Annotated in this window: 16 protein-coding genes, 1 tRNA gene and 1 pseudogene; 16 read left to right on the forward strand and 2 right to left on the reverse strand. The window is 43.9% G+C overall.

What is annotated here, in order from left to right; translation table 11 throughout:
• The 8 genes and pseudogenes from B3Q46_RS11810 to rplL all read left to right on the forward strand — a co-directional run.
• Positions 1-90: pseudogene (locus B3Q46_RS11810) on the forward strand (elongation factor Tu); the annotation flags it as partial.
• Between the two features lie 46 nt (positions 91-136).
• Positions 137-212, forward strand: a tRNA-Trp gene (locus B3Q46_RS11815).
• Between the two features lie 76 nt (positions 213-288).
• The gene (gene secE / locus B3Q46_RS11820) at positions 289-729 is read left to right on the forward strand and encodes a preprotein translocase subunit SecE (protein WP_208462748.1); all 441 of its coding nucleotides are present in this window, start codon (positions 289-291) and stop codon (positions 727-729) included.
• Positions 730-736: 7 nt separating this feature from the next.
• A complete protein-coding gene (gene nusG / locus B3Q46_RS11825) occupies positions 737-1,270 on the forward strand; it encodes a transcription termination/antitermination protein NusG (RefSeq protein WP_005232530.1) in 534 nt (177 codons plus the stop codon).
• Between the two features lie 117 nt (positions 1,271-1,387).
• Positions 1,388-1,816: a 50S ribosomal protein L11 gene (rplK, locus tag B3Q46_RS11830; RefSeq protein WP_004781668.1), complete on the forward strand. Its 429-nt coding sequence runs from the start codon at positions 1,388-1,390 to the stop codon at positions 1,814-1,816.
• 3 nt (positions 1,817-1,819) lie between these two features.
• Positions 1,820-2,515, forward strand: coding sequence for a 50S ribosomal protein L1 (rplA, locus tag B3Q46_RS11835; RefSeq protein WP_004781669.1), 696 nt, complete (start codon positions 1,820-1,822; stop codon positions 2,513-2,515).
• 298 nt (positions 2,516-2,813) lie between these two features.
• Positions 2,814-3,320 carry a 50S ribosomal protein L10 gene (gene rplJ, locus B3Q46_RS11840; protein ID WP_004781671.1) on the forward strand — a complete coding sequence of 169 codons (507 nt, stop codon included), beginning with the start codon at positions 2,814-2,816 and terminating at the stop codon, positions 3,318-3,320.
• Positions 3,321-3,368: 48 nt separating this feature from the next.
• Complete coding sequence (gene rplL / locus B3Q46_RS11845) at positions 3,369-3,737, forward strand: 50S ribosomal protein L7/L12 (RefSeq protein WP_004781672.1); 369 nt, start codon at positions 3,369-3,371, stop codon at positions 3,735-3,737.
• Between the two features lie 63 nt (positions 3,738-3,800).
• Here the strand turns inward: rplL and B3Q46_RS11850 are convergent, their stop codons facing one another.
• The gene (locus B3Q46_RS11850) at positions 3,801-4,052 is read right to left on the reverse strand and encodes a hypothetical protein (protein ID WP_034170979.1); all 252 of its coding nucleotides are present in this window, start codon (positions 4,050-4,052) and stop codon (positions 3,801-3,803) included.
• Here B3Q46_RS11850 and rpoB point away from each other — a divergent pair.
• From rpoB to B3Q46_RS11865, 3 genes are all read left to right on the forward strand, one after another.
• Complete coding sequence (gene rpoB, locus B3Q46_RS11855; protein ID WP_004781674.1) at positions 4,046-8,134, forward strand: DNA-directed RNA polymerase subunit beta; 4,089 nt, start codon at positions 4,046-4,048, stop codon at positions 8,132-8,134. The two genes, B3Q46_RS11850 and rpoB, sit on opposite strands and share 7 nt — an antisense overlap.
• Positions 8,135-8,291: 157 nt before the next feature.
• Positions 8,292-12,491 (forward strand): DNA-directed RNA polymerase subunit beta', encoded by a 4,200-nt coding sequence (rpoC, locus tag B3Q46_RS11860; protein WP_004781676.1) that lies wholly within the window; start codon positions 8,292-8,294, stop codon positions 12,489-12,491.
• Between the two features lie 260 nt (positions 12,492-12,751).
• A complete protein-coding gene (locus B3Q46_RS11865; RefSeq protein WP_034170980.1) occupies positions 12,752-13,117 on the forward strand; it encodes a DNA transfer protein p32 in 366 nt (121 codons plus the stop codon).
• A 67-nt stretch (positions 13,118-13,184) separates the two neighbouring features.
• Here the strand turns inward: B3Q46_RS11865 and B3Q46_RS11870 are convergent, their stop codons facing one another.
• On the reverse strand, positions 13,185-13,679 hold the full coding sequence (locus B3Q46_RS11870; protein ID WP_159123442.1) for a DUF4442 domain-containing protein: 495 nt from the start codon (positions 13,677-13,679) through the stop codon (positions 13,185-13,187).
• A 117-nt stretch (positions 13,680-13,796) separates the two neighbouring features.
• Between B3Q46_RS11870 and B3Q46_RS11875 the strand changes: the two genes are divergently transcribed.
• The 5 genes from B3Q46_RS11875 to htpG all read left to right on the forward strand — a co-directional run bounded on the left by B3Q46_RS11875 (position 13,797) and on the right by htpG (position 19,705).
• Complete coding sequence (locus tag B3Q46_RS11875; protein ID WP_208462456.1) at positions 13,797-14,678, forward strand: alpha/beta fold hydrolase; 882 nt, start codon at positions 13,797-13,799, stop codon at positions 14,676-14,678.
• 98 nt (positions 14,679-14,776) lie between these two features.
• Positions 14,777-16,144: a Na+/H+ antiporter family protein gene (locus tag B3Q46_RS11880; protein WP_286715968.1), complete on the forward strand. Its 1,368-nt coding sequence runs from the start codon at positions 14,777-14,779 to the stop codon at positions 16,142-16,144.
• Between the two features lie 332 nt (positions 16,145-16,476).
• Positions 16,477-17,112, forward strand: a complete 636-nt coding sequence (locus tag B3Q46_RS11885; RefSeq protein WP_180013272.1) for an OmpW/AlkL family protein — start codon at positions 16,477-16,479, stop codon at positions 17,110-17,112.
• A gap of 174 nt (positions 17,113-17,286) precedes the next feature.
• Positions 17,287-17,631, forward strand: a complete 345-nt coding sequence (locus B3Q46_RS11890) for a lysozyme inhibitor LprI family protein (RefSeq protein ID WP_166134767.1) — start codon at positions 17,287-17,289, stop codon at positions 17,629-17,631.
• Positions 17,632-17,785: 154 nt separating this feature from the next.
• Positions 17,786-19,705, forward strand: a complete 1,920-nt coding sequence (gene htpG, locus B3Q46_RS11895) for a molecular chaperone HtpG (protein ID WP_005232515.1) — start codon at positions 17,786-17,788, stop codon at positions 19,703-19,705.
• Positions 19,706-19,843: the final 138 nt, after the last annotated feature.

The raw sequence follows: 19,843 nt of genomic DNA on the forward strand, positions 1-19,843 counted from the left end.
CCAATCGCAATGGACCCAGGTCTACGTTTTGCGATCCGTGAAGGTGGTCGTACAGTTGGTGCTGGTGTAGTTGCTAAAGTAACTGCATAATCATAGAATAGAAAATAAGCTGGAGTTTCGGCTCCAGTTTATCTACAGGCCAGTAGTTCAATTGGTAGAGCGTCGGTCTCCAAAACCGAATGTTGGGGGTTCGAGTCCCTCCTGGCCTGCCAAGTTTTTTTCAAAAGACGCTTGATGTCGGCAAAACTGGTCATATAATAAGTCGCGAAACCTACGACGAGTACAAAAATGTCGAATGATAAATCACGCGACGCATTAAGCGAAGCGGCAATTCCTCAAAGAAATAATCCTGCTGTAGATGTAAGTTCTAGTTCTCCATTAGACATTGTTCTATGGGTTATCGCCTTGATTTTATTGGTCGGTGCTATGATGGTAAACCAATATTTACCTGCATACTGGGCGCCTGCGAATGATATTTGGGTGCGCGTTGGGGTAATTTTGGCTTGTATCGTTGTGGCATTCGGTTTATTATACGCCACCCATCAAGGCAAAGGCTTTGTTCGTCTTCTTAAGGATGCACGAATCGAGTTACGTCGAGTGACCTGGCCTACCAAACAAGAGACTATGACCACATCTTGGCAAGTCCTTGCTGTTGTAGTGATTGCAGCCATTGTTCTATGGTGCTTTGACTATATTTTAGGCTGGTTAATGAAGTTTATTATCGGGTAAGAGAGCTATGAAACGTTGGTACATTATTCATGCCTATTCAGGTTATGAAAAACAAGTGATGCGTTCGCTTAATGATCGAATCCAGCGTAGCGCTGTTGCCGATAGCTTTGGTGAAGTCCTTGTTCCTACCGAAGAAGTGGTAGAAATGAAGGATGGCAAGAAGCGTAAATCAGAGCGTAAGTTCTTTCCTGGCTATGTATTAGTCGAAATGGAAATGAATGATGACACTTGGCACATCGTGAAAGAGTGTCCAAAAGTGCTTGGCTTTATTGGTGGTACGGCTGAAAAACCGGCTCCAATTACGCAAAAAGAAGCTGATGCAATCCTTGCACGTGTACGCAATACTGGTGAAGCACCGCGTCCTAAGACCATGTTTGAACCAGGCGAAGAATTACTCGTAATTGACGGTCCATTCACTGACTTTAAAGGTGTGGTGGAAGAAGTGCTTTACGACAAGTCACGCTTAACGCTGACGATTAATGTATTTAACCGACCAACTCAGGTTGAACTGGAATTTCGCCAAGTCGAAAAAACAGTTTAATTTGTTCGGGTTGAAAACGCCTGATTTGCGTGCAAATCAGGCATTGTTGTTGTAACGGTATCGTTACTTGAAATCATTGGGGAGCCTAGCGGCGTTTGCACCCAGAGGTAATTTGAAATGGCTAAGAAGATTGACGGCTATATCAAGCTGCAAGTTCCAGCTGGTAAAGCGAATCCATCTCCACCGATTGGTCCTGCACTAGGTCAACGTGGTGTTAACATCATGGCATTCTGTAAAGAATTCAATGCTGCTACACAAAAAGTTGAAGCTGGTCTGCCAATTCCAGTCGTGATCACTGTGTACAACGACAAGTCGTTCACATTTATCATGAAAACTCCACCTGCTGCTGTTCTTCTTAAGAAAGCTGCTGGTATCCAAAAGGGTTCTTCTGTACCTAACAAAACTAAAGTTGGTAAGTTGACTCGTGCTCAATTGGAAGAAATCGCGACTACTAAAGAACCAGATTTAACTGGTGCTGATTTAGACGCGCGTGTACGTACCATCGCTGGTTCTGCACGTTCTATGGGCTTGGAAGTGGAGCTATAAGACATGGCAAAGTTAACTAAACGTCAAAAAGCCATTGCTGCTGCTGTAGAAGCACAGAAAGTTTACACTTTAGAAGAAGCTGTAGAAGTTCTTACTAGCCTTCCAGCTGCGAAATTCAAAGAATCTTTGGACATCGCTGTAAACCTAGGTGTTGACCCTCGTAAATCTGATCAGGTTGTTCGTGGCGCGACTACTCTTCCTGCAGGTACTGGTAAAACTGTACGCGTAGCTGTATTTGCTCAAGGCGCTGCTGCTGAAGCTGCGAAAGAAGCTGGTGCGGACGTTGTTGGTTTCGACGATCTTGCTGAAAGTATCCAAGGCGGAAACCTTGACTTCGACGTAGTGATTGCTGCTCCTGATGCAATGCGCGTTGTTGGTAAACTGGGTACGATTCTTGGTCCACGTGGCTTAATGCCAAACCCTAAAGTGGGTACTGTAACTCCTGACGTTGCGACTGCAGTTAAAAATGCAAAAGCTGGTCAAGCACGTTACCGTGTAGACAAAGCGGGTATCATTCACGCTGCGATCGGTCAAGTAGGTTTCTCTGCTGAAGCTGTTCGTCAAAACGTTGAAGCTCTTGTAGCTGACCTTAAGAAAGCAAAACCTGCTACTTCTAAAGGTGTTTACATCCAAAAGATCACTCTAAGCTCTACTATGGGTCCTGGTCTGATTGTTGATGTAGCAAACGTTTCTAAATAAGTTTTAAACTTATACAGAATTTTAAAGCCCTGAGTAAAAATCAAAGCGCTGCTTTGATTTTTACGCAAGAAACGCTCCGTCTCTTGCGAACTTAGGCAGACTTTGAATTGATAAATGTAAATTTATCAGCGTCAAAGACCTCAGGCGAGGGGAGTTTTATGCTTCTTTCTTAATATTCCAGCCTGCGTAGACGCGGTGGTGTGATTTGTTCATCCTCCGCGTGTGATTTCAGAGATGAATTCACGAATTGGGAGTGTGCTTGTATCAGGCACATAAATCACCGTTAGGAGGTTTTACAATGGCTCTTCTTATTGAAGGCAAAAAACAGATCGTAGCTGAAGTAAGTGAAATTGCTTCTACTGCATTTGCCGCTGTTGTTGCTGACTACCAAGGTTTAACAGTTGAGCAATTAACTGCTCTTCGTGTTGAAGCTCGTAAACTAGGTGTTAAAACACGTATCGTGCGTAACACTCTGGCTAAACGCGCTCTTCAAGATACTCAATTCAATATCTTGAACGACAGCCTTGTTGGCCCAACAATCTTAGCTTTCTCGACTTCTGAAGACGACATGGGTGCAGCTGCACGCTTGTTCGAAGAATTCGCAAAAACTAACAAAGCATTCGAACTTAAAGCTGCTGCATTTGATGGCAAAGTTTACGAAGGTGCTGAAGTTAGCGTAATCGCGAACCTTCCGAACCAAGAAAAAGCGCTTACTATGCTTGCAAACGTTCTTCAAGCTCCTATTTCGAAATTGGGTCGCCTTATTACTGCGCTCAAAGAGAAAAACGAGTCAGAAGCTGCATAAGCTTAAATTTATTTCCACACCATTCAATTTCCATTTGGAGTTATTCTCATGGCTTTAACTAACGAAGAAATCCTAAACGCAGTTGCAGAAAAAACTGTTCTTGAACTTGTTGAACTAATCTCTGCTTTCGAAGAGAAATTCAACGTATCTGCTGCTGCTGTTGCTGTTGCTGCTGCTCCTGGCGCTGCTGCTGCTGCTGAAGAACAATCAGAATTCAACGTTGAGTTGACTTCTTTCGGTGCTAACAAAGTTGCTGTAATTAAAGCAGTTCGTGAAGCTACTGGTCTTGGCTTGAAAGAAGCTAAAGACATGGTTGAAGGCGCACCTACAGTTCTTAAAGAAGGCGTTTCTAAAGAAGAAGGCGAAGAGCTTAAGAAAAAACTTGAAGAAGCTGGTGCTACAGTTACTCTTAAGTAATTTCTTAAAGGAGCCGGTTTTTTTATAATCGGCTCCAAAAATTGGCTGATGGCTCTTGGGTCATCAGCCTTTTTGCGTTACAATAATCGGCTCGATTTTTGTTTGCATGATATAAAATTCATACAAATTAAAAATAAACATAATGAACAAACGCTTACCAATATTTTTCATTAAAAAAATATTGTTAAGCGTTTTAATACCACTAAAAATTGCAGCATTTGTAAAGAGTGGTGGCCATATCGGCCAGCGTAATTCCTTCTGAGCCCGTTCTGCAGGCGGGCTTGGTTTACACTTTCCGAGGACTCCAGATGGCATACTCATATACCGAAAAGAAACGGATCCGTAAGAATTTTGGTAAATTGCCTAGCGTCATGGATGCTCCGTACCTGCTCGCGATTCAAGTCGACTCGTACAGAACATTCTTACAAGATGGCAAATCACCAAAAAACCGCGAAGATATCGGTCTCCAAGCCGCATTTCGTTCAGTTTTTCCTATTGAAAGTTATTCTGGCAATGCTGCTTTAGAATTCGTTGAGTATAGTCTTGGTAAGCCTGAGTTTGATGTACGCGAATGTATCCTTCGTGGCTCAACTTATGCAGCACCAATGCGCGTAAAAATTCGTTTGATCCTGAAAGATCGCGAAACTAAATCAATCAAAGACGTACGTGAACAAGAAGTCTACATGGGCGAAATGCCGCTTATGACAGACAACGGTACTTTCGTCATTAACGGTACCGAGCGTGTAATCGTATCGCAATTGCACCGTTCACCGGGTGTATTCTTTGACCACGATAAAGGCAAGACTCACTCAAGCGGTAAAGTCCTTTATTCAGCTCGCATCATTCCTTACCGTGGTTCATGGTTAGACTTTGAATTCGATGCCAAAGACCTGGTCTACGTACGTATTGACCGTCGTCGTAAATTGCTTGCGACTGTGGTGCTTCGTGCGTTGGGTTATGCCAACGAACAAATTCTCGACATGTTCTACGAGAAAGTACCTGTGTATCTGGACATGGGTAGCTATCAGATTGACCTTGTTCCAGAGCGCCTGCGCGGCGAAATGGCACAGTTCGACATTGCTGACAAAGACGGCAAAGTCATTGTTGAACAAGGTAAACGTATTAACGCACGTCATGTACGTCAAATGGAAGCATCTGGTCTTGAGAAGCTTTCTGTTCCTGATGAGTACCTGTACGAACGTATCACTGCTGAAGATATCCCACTGAAAGATGGTGATGTGATTGCAGCCAATACTGTTCTGAGCCATGAAATAATGGTGAAAATTGCAGAAGGCGGTGTGAAACAGTTCAACATCCTGTTCACTAACGATATCGACCGTGGTCCGTTCATTGCGGATACATTACGTGCTGATACGACAGTAAGCCGTGATGAAGCGCTTGTAGAAATCTACAAAGTCATGCGTCCAGGTGAGCCACCAACAAAAGAAGCTGCTGAGAACCTGTTCAATAACCTGTTCTTCTCTTCTGAGCGTTATGATCTGTCTCCAGTGGGTCGTATGAAGTTCAACCGTCGTTTGGGTCGTCCTTACGAAGTGGGTACTGATCAGAAGTCACGCGAAGTTGAAGGCATTCTCTCGAATGAAGATATCACTGATGTATTAAAAACATTAGTAGAAATCCGTAACGGTAAAGGTGAAGTCGACGATATCGACCACTTGGGTAACCGTCGTGTTCGTTCTGTAGGTGAAATGACCGAGAACCAATTCCGTGTAGGTCTGGTTCGTGTAGAGCGTGCTGTTAAAGAACGTTTGTCTCAAGCTGAAACTGATAATCTGTCTCCGCAAGACCTGATCAATGCGAAGCCAGTGGCTGCTGCAATCAAAGAATTCTTTGGTTCAAGCCAGTTGTCTCAGTTCATGGACCAAAACAACCCGTTATCTGAAATTACCCACAAGCGTCGTGTATCAGCACTGGGGCCTGGTGGTTTGACTCGTGAACGTGCGGGCTTTGAAGTACGTGACGTACATCAAACTCACTACGGTCGTGTATGTCCAATTGAGACTCCTGAGGGTCCAAACATTGGTTTGATCAACTCGCTGTCTGTTTACGCAAAATGTAACAACTTCGGTTTCCTGGAAACTCCATACCGTAAAGTGGTTGATGGTCGCGTAACTGATGACGTTGAATACCTGTCTGCGATTGAAGAAGTAGGTACTGTGATTGCACAGGCCGACTCTGCAGTAGATAAAGACGGCAACCTGTCTGAAGAATTCGTTTCTGTACGTCACCAAGGTGAATTCGTACGTATGCCTCCTGAAAAAGTGACGCATATGGACGTGTCTGCTCAACAGGTTGTATCTGTAGCAGCATCACTAATTCCGTTCCTTGAGCACGATGACGCCAACCGTGCATTGATGGGTTCGAACATGCAACGTCAGGCTGTTCCTACGTTAATTGCTGACAAACCGCTGGTTGGTACCGGTATGGAAGCGAACGTAGCACATGACTCAGGTGTATGTGTAATCGCGAAACGTGGTGGTCGTATTGAATTTGTTGACGCTTCGCGTGTTGTTATTCGTGTCAACGAAGACGAAATGGTTGCGGGCGAAGCAGGTGTAGATATCTATAACCTGATCAAATACACACGTTCTAACCAGAACACTTGTATCAACCAGAAAGTTCTTGTGAACCTGGGCGATAAAGTAGGTCGTGGTGACGTTCTGGCTGACGGTCCATCAACTGATGGCGGTGAGCTTGCGCTTGGTCAAAACATGCGTGTAGCGTTCATGACTTGGAACGGTTACAACTACGAAGACTCGATCTTGTTATCTGAGCGTGTTCTTCAAGAAGACCGTTTAACGTCTATTCACATCCAGGAACTTTCATGTGTTGCACGTGATACCAAACTGGGTGCTGAAGAAATTACTGCCGATATCCCGAACGTGGGTGAAGCAGCGCTTTCTAAACTGGACGAGTCAGGTATCGTTTACATCGGTGCTGAAGTGACCGCGGGTGACATCCTGGTAGGTAAAGTAACGCCTAAAGGTGAAACTCAGTTAACTCCTGAAGAAAAACTGCTTCGTGCAATCTTCGGTGAAAAAGCGGCTGACGTAAAAGACTCTTCTTTACGTGTTCCATCGGGTACTAAAGGTACTGTGATCGACGTTCAAGTGTTTACACGTGACGGTCTTGAGAAAGACGAACGTGCTCAGGCAATTGAAAAAGCTCAGCTGGATGCTTACCGTAAAGACTTGAAAGAAGAATACAAAATCTTCGAAGAAGCAGCACGCGAACGTATTGTCCGTCTGTTGAAAGGTCAGGAATCTAACGGTGGCGGTACTACTAAACGCGGTGACAAACTGTCTGAAGAATTGTTATCTGGTTTAGAGCTGGTTGATCTGCTTGATATCCAACCAAGTGATGAAGCAATTGCTGAACGTTTAACTCAAATTCAAGTGTTCCTGAAAGAGAAGAGCCTTGAAATTGATGAGAAATTTGCTGAGAAAAAACGCAAACTTTCTACAGGTGACGAACTGACAACTGGCGTATTGAAAGTTGTTAAGGTTTACCTGGCAGTTAAACGTCGTATTCAGCCGGGTGATAAGATGGCGGGTCGTCACGGTAACAAGGGTGTAGTTTCTAACATCCTGCCTGTTGAAGACATGCCGCACGATGCCAATGGTGTACCAGTAGATATCGTACTGAACCCGCTCGGTGTACCATCACGTATGAACGTGGGTCAGATTCTGGAAACTCACTTGGGTATGGCTGCTAAAGGTCTTGGCGATCAAATCGACAAGATGCTGAAAGAACAGCGTACAGTTCTTGAACTGCGTGATTTCCTAGACAAGATTTATAATAAGGTTGGCGGTCAGCAAGAAGATCTTGACAGCCTGACTGATGAAGAAATCTTGAAGTTGTCTGGTAACTTGCGTAAAGGTGTTCCTCTGGCAACTCCAGTATTTGACGGTGCTGAAGAAGGTCAGATCAAAGAATTACTTGAGCTTGCTGGTTTGTCACGTACAGGTCAAACAGTATTGTATGATGGCCGTACTGGTGAACGTTTCGACCGTCCTGTAACTGTAGGTTACATGTACATGCTGAAACTGAACCACTTGGTTGACGACAAGATGCATGCGCGTTCTACTGGTTCTTACTCTCTAGTAACGCAACAGCCGCTGGGTGGTAAAGCACAATTCGGTGGTCAGCGTTTCGGTGAGATGGAAGTCTGGGCACTGGAAGCATACGGTGCAGCATATACGCTTCAAGAAATGCTTACTGTGAAGTCGGATGACGTTGAAGGCCGTACCCGTATCTATAAGAACATTGTAGATGGTAACCATTATATGGACCCAGGTATGCCTGAATCGTTCAACGTATTGACCAAAGAGATCCGTTCTTTAGGTATCAACATTGAACTGAAAAATGGTGACTAAGAAATCTCCCCCGACCCCTCTTTAAGAAAGAGGGGAGAAAGTCCCCCTTTATAAAGGGGGATTTAGGGGGATTCTTGAGATTCCCGAATTTCAGTAAAAAACAATATTTGTGACCCAGTCGGGAAGTGAAAATCTCCTCGACACACGGAGAAAAAAATTGAAAGACTTGCTCGATATCATGCGCAAAAAGACGGATTCCGACGGTCATGCTCCAGTAGAGTTTGATCGCATCCGTATTGGTCTTGCGTCACCAGAAATGATTAAGTCGTGGTCTCATGGTGAAGTTAAAAAGCCAGAAACCATTAACTATCGTACGTTCAAGCCAGAACGTGACGGTTTATTCTGTGCCAAAATCTTTGGTCCAGTAAAAGATTACGAATGCTTGTGTGGTAAATACAAGCGTATGAAATACAAAGGCGTCATTTGTGAAAAATGTGGCGTTGAAGTAACAACTGCGAAAGTTCGTCGTGAACGTATGGGTCACATCGAGCTTGCGTCTCCAGTTGCACACATCTGGTTCTTGAAATCACTGCCTAGCCGTATCGGTCTTCTTTTAGACATGACGCTACGTGATATCGAACGCGTATTGTATTTCGAATCTTACGTTGTAACTGACCCAGGTATGACTCCATTTGAGAAATACCAACTTCTTAACGATGAAGAATACTTCAATGCGTTAGAAGAACACGGTGATGAATTCACTGCGAAAATGGGTGCAGAAGCGGTTCAAGACTTGCTTAAAGATATCGATCTTGAAGCTGAAATTGCGCGTCTTCGTGAAGAAATTCCAAACACAACTTCAGAAACTAAGCTTAAAAAAGCTTCTAAGCGTCTGAAATTGATGGAAGCCTTCAACGATTCGAACAACAAGCCAGAATGGATGGTGATGAACGTACTTCCAGTACTTCCACCAGATCTTCGTCCGCTTGTACCACTTGAAGGTGGTCGTTTTGCGACTTCTGACCTGAACGATCTTTACCGTCGTGTAATCAACCGTAACAACCGTTTGAAACGTCTTCTTGACCTTGCAGCGCCAGACATCATCGTACGTAACGAAAAACGTATGTTGCAAGAATCTGTAGATGCATTGCTGGATAACGGTCGTCGTGGTCGTGCAATTACAGGTTCTAACAAACGTCCTCTTAAATCTTTGGCAGATATGATCAAAGGTAAACAAGGTCGTTTCCGTCAGAACTTGTTGGGTAAACGTGTCGATTACTCTGGTCGTTCGGTAATTACCGTAGGTCCAAGCCTTCGTTTACACCAATGTGGTCTTCCTAAGAAAATGGCGCTTGAACTGTTCAAGCCATTTATCTTTGCGAAACTGCAAGCATCTGGTCAGGCTACAACCATTAAAGCTGCGAAGAAAATGGTTGAACGTGAAACTCCAGAAGTTTGGGATGTTCTTGCCTCTGTGATTCGTCAGCATCCAGTAATGTTGAACCGTGCGCCGACCCTTCACCGTCTAGGTCTTCAAGCATTTGAACCTATTCTGATTGAAGGTAAAGCGATCCGTCTTCACCCACTCGTATGTGCTGCGTTCAACGCCGACTTCGACGGTGACCAAATGGCGGTACACGTACCATTAACACTTGAAGCTCAGTTAGAAGCTCGTGCGTTAATGATGTCGACCAACAACATTCTGTCTCCAGCGAACGGTGAGCCAATCATCGTACCGTCTCAGGACGTTGTCTTGGGTCTTTACTACATCACTCGTGATGCAGTAAATGCCAAAGGTGAAGGCATGGTGTTCGCGGATACTGACGAAGTGAACCGTGCGCTTGCGACTGGTCAGGTAGATATGCACGCTCGCGTGAAAGCACGTGTACACCAAACCGTGATCAACGAAAACGGCGAACGTGAACAGCAAACGATTATCGTAGATACAACTCCTGGTCGCTGTCTGCTTTGGGAAGTTGTGCCTGAAGGTATGGACTTCCAGCAAATTAACGTTGAGATGACTAAAAAGAACATCTCTAAGTTAATCAACTCTTGCTACCGTAAACTGGGTCTGAAAGACACTGTTATCTTCGCTGACCAATTGATGTACCTTGGCTTCCGTCAAGCGACTCGTTCTGGTGTTTCTGTAGGTATGGAAGACATGGTCATTCCACCACAAAAACAAGCGATTATCGGGAAAGCCGAAGCTGAAGTTCGTGAAATTGAACAACAGTTCGAACAAGGTTTCGTAACTGCCGGCGAACGTTATAACAAAGTGGTCGATATCTGGGCGCGTACTAACGACCAGGTAGCGAAAGCGATGATGGACAACTTGTCATTCACAACTGTTAAGAACAAACAGGGTGAAGACGAGAAACAGAAATCATTCAACAGCATCTACATGATGTCTGACTCTGGTGCCCGTGGTTCCGCAGCTCAGATTCGTCAGTTGGCTGGTATGCGTGGTCTGATGGCGAAACCGGATGGTTCGATCATTGAGACACCAATTAAAGCGAACTTCCGTGAAGGTCTGACAGTACTTCAGTACTTCATTTCAACACACGGTGCGCGTAAAGGTTTGGCCGATACAGCACTGAAAACAGCGAACTCTGGTTACCTGACTCGTCGTTTGGTAGACGTTGCGCAAGACTTGGTCATCACTGAGCCGGATTGTGGTACGTTGTCTGGTCTTGTCATGACTCCGTTCATTCAAGGTGGTGACGTGATCGAGAACCTGGGTACTCGAGTACTGGGTCGTGTAGTTGCTGAAGATGTGAAACGTGCGGGTACTGAAGAAGTTATTCTGCCGCGTAACACATTGATCGACGAAAAACTTGCAAACTACCTGGAAGAGCAAGGTGTCGATGAAGTTAAAGTACGTTCAGTCGTATCTTGTGAATCTACTTTCGGTGTTTGTGCGAAATGTTACGGTCGTGACCTTGCACGCGGTCACTTGGTAAACCCAGGTGAATCTGTGGGTGTTATGGCTGCTCAGTCGATTGGTGAGCCGGGTACACAGTTAACCATGCGTACCTTCCACGTAGGTGGTGCTGCGAGCCGAACTTCTGCTGCAAACAGCGTACAAGTTCGTAACAAAGGTACTGTACGGTTCCACAATGTGAAAACTGTACAACATGCCAAAGGTCACTTGGTATCAACTTCACGTTCAGGTGAAATCGGTATTGCAGATGACTTAGGCCGTGAACGTGAACGTTACAAACTGCCATACGGTGCGTCGATCTTGCTGAAAGATGGCGAAGCTGTAGAAGCAGGCGGTATCGTAGCGACTTGGGATCCGCATACACATCCACTTGTAACAGAAGTAGCTGGTAAAGTTCGCTTCAGCCAGATTGCTGATGGTGTAACTGCAACATCGAAAACTGATGATGCAACTGGTATGACCACTGTTGAAATCTTGCCTGTAACAGCACGTCCTGCTTCTGGTAAAGATTTACGTCCAGCTGTTGTGCTTGACACAGTAGATGGCGGCGAACAGTTCTACTTCTTGCCACAAAACACCATTCTTTCTGTCCGTGATGGCGAAACCATTGGTGTGGGTGACGTAATTGGTCGTGTACCACAAGAATCTTCACGTACTCGTGATATTACCGGTGGTCTGCCACGTGTTGCTGACTTGTTCGAAGCGCGTAAACCGAAAGAACACGCAATCCTTGCAGAAGTGTCAGGTGTTGTAAGCTTCGGTAAAGAGACCAAAGGTAAAAACCGTCTGGTTATTACTCCGGATGATGGTTCTGAGATTTACGAAGAGCTGATTCCGAAATGGCGTACCATTAACGTGTTCGAAGGCGAACATGTGAACCGTGGTGAAACCATTTCTGATGGTCCACAGAACCCACATGATATCTTACGTCTGAAAGGTGAAGTGGCGTTGACCAACTACATCGTGAACGAAGTTCAGGACGTTTACCGTCTGCAAGGTGTAAAAATCAACGATAAACACATCGAAGTAATCGTACGTCAAATGCTGCGTAAAGTGGATATCACTGACGGTGGCGATACAAGCTTCATCAAAGGCGAACAAGTGGATTACATCCGTGTGATGCAAGAGAACCAAGCTGTTCTTGCGCAGAACAAGTTCCCTGCGAAGTTTGAGCGTCAATTGATGGGTATTACCAAAGCGTCGCTTTCTACTGACTCGTTCATCTCTGCTGCATCGTTCCAGGAAACCACTCGTGTGTTAACTGAAGCAGCTGTAACAGGTAAAGAAGATGATCTACGCGGTCTGAAAGAAAACGTAGTTGTAGGTCGTCTGATCCCAGCGGGTACAGGTCTGGCTTATCACTTAGAGCGTCGTCGTCAAGAAGCAGAAGCTGCAGAATTTGAACTGCACAATGACTTCTCCGATGTAGACCAAGCGTTGAGCCAAGCATTCAGCGATGAATTTAACGGTCTGTAATTAGCCGCTAAATCATTTTAAAAAGCCACCTTCGGGTGGCTTTTTTATTTCCTAAAATTATTCATATTTATATCGCTAGAAAAGATCAGATTATCTGGTGGTTACTTGTCCTAAATATGGATAAATCATCAATAAAACATGATCTTTCATGCGCTCTTTACAAAATAAATCATGAGGGTTTCAAGATTTAACATCTTGTTATGAATCGCTCCTTAAAATCAGGTTAATCTTAAGTCAAAGCACGAAGGAAGGCCAAGATCATGAAAAAGTTAATGAGCGTAATGGCTGTTGCAACTATCTCCACTTTTATGTTGGCAGGCTGTGAAAATATGTCTGCTAAAGACCAGCGTATTGGCGCAGCTGCACTCGGTGGTGCAGTGGGTGGTGGTGTAGGTAACAGAGTGGGTGGTGGTGTTGGTGCGGCAGTTGGCGGTGGTGCCGGTGCAGCAGTCGGCAGTAAAGCTCAAGGTGGTTCAAACCGTAATGCGACCTATAGTGGTGTCGGTGGTGCTGTAGGTTCTGCTGTGGGTAAAAGCATCTTTGGCGGTACAGGTGGGGCTGCAATTGGTGGTGCCATCGGTGGTGGTGCTGGTGCGGCGATTGAGCAGAATAACCGTCGTCGTTAATCGACAGAACGATCCTCCAGATAGATTTAAAAGCGCCTCAATGGCGCTTTTAGTTTATTCAATTTCGTTATTTAGCTTCTCGAGGCTTGCCTTTGCTCTGTTTAAGGCGGATATAAACGGTCTTTTGTACCTCAGCGATACGCACACCGGAATCATCATAAATATTAAGCTGATACTGGCGATAAACCGGACTATGGTTGGCTGCCAGTTCTTTTACTGTTTGTACTTCCTGCTTGGAAATCCGGATGTCAGCATAGACTGTTCCGCGTCCTGGCGCCAGAAACTGAATGGTAGAGCTTTTATCCCAAACAATGTATTTCGGACCAAGATGATGCATCAGCAATAACATATAAAAAGGGTCGACCATGGAATACAGGCTGCCACCAAAATGTACTCCCACAATATTCTGATTCTTGCGAGTCAGTGGCATTTTCACGCGAACGTGATAATTGGCAAAGTCCATTTCATCAATGACAATGCCTGCTCCACGATAAGGGGCATAGCGATTCAGGATAAATTTGGATAATAAAGGCAGTTGCTGAATTTTTCGTAATAGGCTCATGCGGATATTCTTTTTTCTGGTCTTGTATGCATACTAGAACAACAAAAATAAGCTGGCATTGATAAATCGTGCCTATTTCAACAATAAAAGAGTCAATCAGCGAATAAGGATACATCTATGCAAAGACATAGCCAGTGGGTAGATACCAGCGATCATCAACGTCTCTATGTGAAAACCTGGGGTGAGCCTGAGCGACCGGCTTTGGTGCTGGTTCATGGTTATCCTGACCATCAGGATGTTTGGGAAGCGGTAATTTCTCACCTCGTTCAGGATTATTTTGTGGTGACCTATGATGTGCGCGGAGCAGGAGACTCCAGCGTTCCCAAGAAAATTCGGGATTATCGTCTGGAACGTCTGTGTGCAGATTTAGAGCAAGTGGTCGATCAGGTCTTGCCAGGACGAGCTTTCCACCTTGCGGCTCATGACTGGGGGTCAATCCAGGCTTGGGAAGCAGTCACCGAACCTAAATTTAAAGGCCGGATTTTGTCTTTTAGCACCATGTCAGGTCCATGTCTGGATCATGCTGCTTTCTGGATGCGTGAACAGTTTAAACAGTATAAGGCCAAGTTTTTTAAACAGATGACCAAGTCTTGGTATATCGCGGTATTCCAGCTACCTTTTATAGCACCTACAGCATGGAATTTCTTTAATGCAGAACGTTGGGGCAAAATGATCAGTCAGCTGGAACAGCAGGATAATCTGCCGCTAAACCAGAATATTGTCAAAGACGGCAAATATGGCGTCAATCTGTATCGGGCGAACTTTCTACCACGTTTATCTCGACCTAGACAGCGTTTTGCGATCTGTCCGGTACAGGCAATTGTGCTCAAAAAGGACCAGTTTGTTGGCCCGGATCTGATTGATGAAATGCCAAAATGGGTGGAAGATTTTTCCCGGGTAGAACTGAATGCCAATCACTGGGCTATCCTAAGCCAGCCGGAACAGGTGGCTCATCTGATTCATAATTTTATTCAGCAGAAATTAACAGCGACCATCTGATACGGAGATTGGGAACGTGACTCGGCAAGGGATAAGTGGAAGAATTTTTATCCGGATTTTCTGATAAAATAGCCGTTTTCTCTCATTCCCAATTCATTATGTTCGCAATTCTTGCTGCTATTGGAGTCATGTTTGGACTCTCATTGGCACGTGTACCTGTGGTTTTTGCCCTGGTCATTGGTGCTGTTACGGGTGGTTTGTTGGCAGGTCTTGGCCTCCAGGGAACTTTAGACGCATTTAACAATGGTCTGGGCGGTGGCGCTAAAATTGCCTTGGCCTATGGCATCCTGGGTGCTTTTGCTTTGGCCTTGGCGCGTTCCGGTTTGCCTGACTTGCTGGCCTATAAAATGATTACCACCTTAAAAGGTGAGGCATCAGAAAAGGCACAGAACAAGGTTAAATATCTGATCTTCTGTACCGTCGCATTGGCTGCCGTTTTCTCGCAAAACGTGATTCCGGTACATATCGCCTTTATTCCAGTTCTGATTCCACCGTTATTATTGGTATTTAACCATCTGAAGCTGGATCGCCGTTTGGTGGCCTGTTTGCTGACCTTTGGTTTGGTGGGAACCTATATGCTGGTTCCAGTCGGTTTTGGTGCCATTTTTCTGAATGATATTCTGGGCCATAACATCAATACTTTTGGTAAACCCTATGGCTTTGAGATTACTTATGACCAGATTCCCGCTGCGATGGCGATTCCGGTCGCAGGTATGTTCGTGGGTTTGCTGGTGGCCATGTTTATTAGTTACCGTAAGCCGCGTCTCTATAAAGATATCCATGTGGAACAGCAGCAAAGTATATCTGCTGAACTGGGTGTGGAACAAAAATCAGCAAAGCCACAAATTGCTAAATTTACTATCTGGATGGCAGCGGTTGCTGTCTTTGCAACCCTTGCAGTACAGCTCTATTCAGATTCGATGATTCTTGCTGGTCTGGTCGGTGTCGCAATCTTGAGTTGTGCCGGAATCTTTAAATGGAAAGAAGCAGATGATGTAATCATTACCGGTATGCGTATGATGGCCCTGGTTGGCTTTATCATGATTGCCGCGCAAGGTTTTGCTGCCGTAATTGAAGCGACTAATCAGGTACCCGCCTTAGTCGAAGCTTCGGTGAACTGGATTGGCAATAGTCAGGCACTTGCCGCCTTTTTAATGTTATTGATTGGTCTGCTGATTACTTTGGGTATCGGTTCATCATTCTCGACTGTGCCAATTCTGGCGATTATCTATGTACCGCTCTGTATTCAATTTGGTTTTAGTCCTGCAGCAACTATTGCAATTATCGGGACTGCGGCTGCTTTGGGTGATGCCGGCTCTCCAGCGTCAGATTCAACTCTAGGCCCCACCTCTGGTCTGAATATGGATGGTCAGCATGACCATATGAAGGATAGTGTGGTTCCAACCTTCATTCATTTTAATATTCCACTTATGATTTTTGGCTGGATTGCAGCCATGGTTCTGTAAGTCCTTTTTAATCTGCTCTGATATAAATCGGAGCAGAGTTGCTTAGATTTAAAATAAACTATAAGATGTATTTAAAATATATATTTAAATAAAAAATTAATATAAACCTGATTATTTTACTCTGAATATTATTATTTTAATCTGATTAAATTACTGGGTATTTAAAACCAACTAATATAGTCAATTTAAAATAAATATTTAATAATTACATATACTTAAATAATAAATAAAATTTAGTTTTATAATCTCTATTGCATATTAATTTAAGCCATGTTTATTATTAATTAAGAAATATTTTCTTAATAATTATTCTTCCCTTGGGGTATTTTAAAATGTTAAAGCAAGTAGCTCTAATTGCATTAATGGGTCTTTCAGCATCTGCGATGGCAGGTCAATGGCAAGTAAAGGTGGGGGCTTCTGTATTAGCGCCTGCTCAGGAAACTGACCTGATTCCTGGTGTAGTTGAAGATGCTAAAGCAAGTAGCGAACTCAATTTCACTCCTTCAGTCGAATATTTTTTCAATGACAATATTTCAGCCGAATTATTATTGGCTACCCCATTTAAACATGATGTTGAGATGGCGGGTGATGTGAAAATTGCATCATTAAAACATCTACCACCAACGATCACAGCCAAATATAATTTTAAAAATTCAAGCCGCTTTACTCCATATATCGGTGTAGGTGCTACTGTATTCATTCCATGGGATGAAGAATTTAGCCAAACTGCAAAAGACGCATTAGGTGTAGCAAAGCTTGATGCAGATGTTGCTTATGGTGTAGCTGGCCAAGTCGGCTTTAACTTCCAGCCAGCGGATGCAAAAAACTGGGGTGTATTTGTTGATGCACGTTATGCAGACTTAGATACAGATCTGGAAGCAAGAACTGCTGATGGTACAAAAATTAATTTAGGTGAATTTGGAATCGATCCTTGGGTGTATACGATCGGTTATAGCTATAAATTCTAAGCTCCAATTTTTGGTTCATTTTTTCCAAACGCCTCATCTTGAATGGGGCTTTTTTTCAAAATAACAACGATTTATAACGTATTGAAATTGAGCAAATTGGCAATACTCAAATATATTAAAACGAATAAAGTAAATATTAATTGAATACGACTTAATAATAAGGAAGATCAAAGCATGAGTTTTTTGTCGAAGAGTCTTTTGATCTTCAGCACGCTGTTTATTTCACAGAGTTATGCTGCCAGTTTTAATTGTCAGAAAGCGACAACCGCGACTGAGAAAACAATTTGTGAACATCGTTTGCTGAATGATGCTGATGTCAAAATGAGTACCAGCTATAACATCTTGCGCCGTATGGTGCCGATGGGAACACGTTCGGTGATTCAACGTGATCAGGTGAAATGGCTACAGTTTCGTGACCGTTGCCAGGAATCCATATCCTGCTTGAGCCAGGTCTATAATATGCGTCAGCAGCAGCTGGATCTGCATTTTGATCGCATCTATAAAATGGGGCCTTATTAAGTCTTATCCATCCAATCAATTAAACTGATAAAAATGAAAGCTATAAAAATACTTTTTGCGAAAAAATTATTTTGAGGCTATTGAAAATTATTGAACTCACTCCATTCATATAGGCAGCAGTTAACATCTGTATCTAAAATAATAGGAGTGATTCATGAGCGATTTAAGCGTACAAAAACACAGTTTCCAGGCTGAGGTAGCGCAGTTACTGCACCTCGTGACCCATTCGCTTTATTCAAATCCTGAAATTTTCCTGCGTGAATTAATTTCTAATGCTTCAGATGCGTGTGACAAATTACGTTTTGAAGGGATCAACCATCCTGAATATTATGAAAATGATCCTGACCTCCGCGTACGTGTCAGCCTCGATCCAGAAAATAAAACTATTACCATTTCAGATAACGGGATCGGTTTAAGCCAGCAAGAAGCCATTGAAAATCTGGGGACGATTGCCAAATCAGGGACCAAAGACTTTATGTCAAAACTGACGGGTGATCAGAAAGCTGATGCGCAGCTGATTGGCCAGTTTGGTGTCGGTTTCTACTCAGGCTTTATTGTGGCTGATAAGATTACTGTAGAATCACGTCGTGCCGGTACGGATACCTCAGAAGGGGTGCGCTGGATCAGTGGCGGTACTGGTGAATTCGAAGTTGAACAAATCACTAAAGAAGGTCGTGGTACCGATATTATCCTGCATCTGCGTGAAGATGCGCTGGATTATCTGCAAAGCTATAAAGTCAAACAGATCATCAATAAATACTCAGATCACATCAGCTTGCCAATCCAGATGCAAAAAGAAGTCTGGCAGGAAGAAGAAGCTGCTGAAGGGGAAACACCAAAAGGCGGTCAATATGTGAAGACCGATGAGTGGGAAGCGATTAACTCGGCCAGCGCACTGTGGACTCGGAATAAATCTGAGATTACTGAAGAGCAATATACCGAATTCTATAAAAACCTAACCCATGATTTTGCTGCACCATTGGCTTGGGCGCATAACCGTGTTGAAGGTAGTACTGAATATACTCAACTGCTTTATATCCCAAGCAAGGCACCACAGGATATTTTCACCCGTGAAGCCAAAGCCGGCATCAAACTCTATGTGAAACGTGTCTTCATTATGGATGATGCGGATAACCTGATTCCAAACTATCTGCGCTTTGTACAGGGTGTGGTGGACAGTGCCGATCTGCCATTAAACGTGAGCCGTGAATTGCTGCAGGAAAGCCGTGATGTGAAAACCATCCGTGAAGGCAATACCCGCCGTATTCTGACCACTTTGGATAATCTGGCAAAATCTGAAGATGAAAAAGATCAGGAAAACTTCAAAACTTTCTACCGCGAATTTGGCGCGGTGCTGAAAGAAGGTCTGGGTGAAGATTTCGGTAACCGCGAACGTATCTTGAAACTGCTGCGCTATGCAACTTCGACCAATGATGAAGTGAGCACTTCATTGGCGGACTATAAAGCACGCATGAAAGAAGGCCAGAAAGCGATTTACTACATTACCGCTGAAAGCCTGAATGCTGCGAAAAACTCACCACAACTGGAAGTGTTCAAGAAAAAAGGCATTGAAGTATTGCTGATGTCAGAGCGTGTTGATGAATGGGCAATGAACTTCGTGCATGAGTTTGATGGTACGCCATTGCAAAATGTCTCTAAGGGTGCAGTGGATCTAGGTGATTTACAAGATGCGGAAGAGAAAAAAGCACTTGAAGCTGCTGCTGAACAGTTCAAACCTGTGGTTGAAAAGTTGACAGATTCTCTGAAAGATAAAACTAAAGAGGTGCGTGTAACGACTCGTCTGGTTGATTCACCAGCGTGTCTGGTCACAGGAGAAGGGGAGCTTTCTCCACAACTGATCCGTATGCTGAAAGATGCAGGTCAGCCTGTACCTGATGTTAAGCCGATTCTGGAAATTAATCCGGAACATCCATTGGTGAAAAAACTGGAAGGTTCTGCCCAGTTTGATGATCTGGCCAATGTAATCTTTGATCAGGCGATGATTGCAGAAGGTGGCCTACCAGAAAATCCGGCTGAGTATGTAAAACGTATTAACAGTCTATTGTTGGGTTAATTTTTATATTTCAAAAATCCCTCTACGGAGGGATTTTTTATATTCTGAATTTATCGTTTAAGACTTGAATTCCCCTTTAATGATTTAAAAAAGCGATAGCCAGAATAAAAAAATACCTTTAAGTTTTAAATCTAAAAA

Origin of the sequence: Acinetobacter sp. UBA2581, from assembly GCF_002339435.1 — a bacterium.
In the GTDB taxonomy this organism is placed as follows: Bacteria; Pseudomonadota; Gammaproteobacteria; order Pseudomonadales; family Moraxellaceae; genus Acinetobacter; species Acinetobacter variabilis.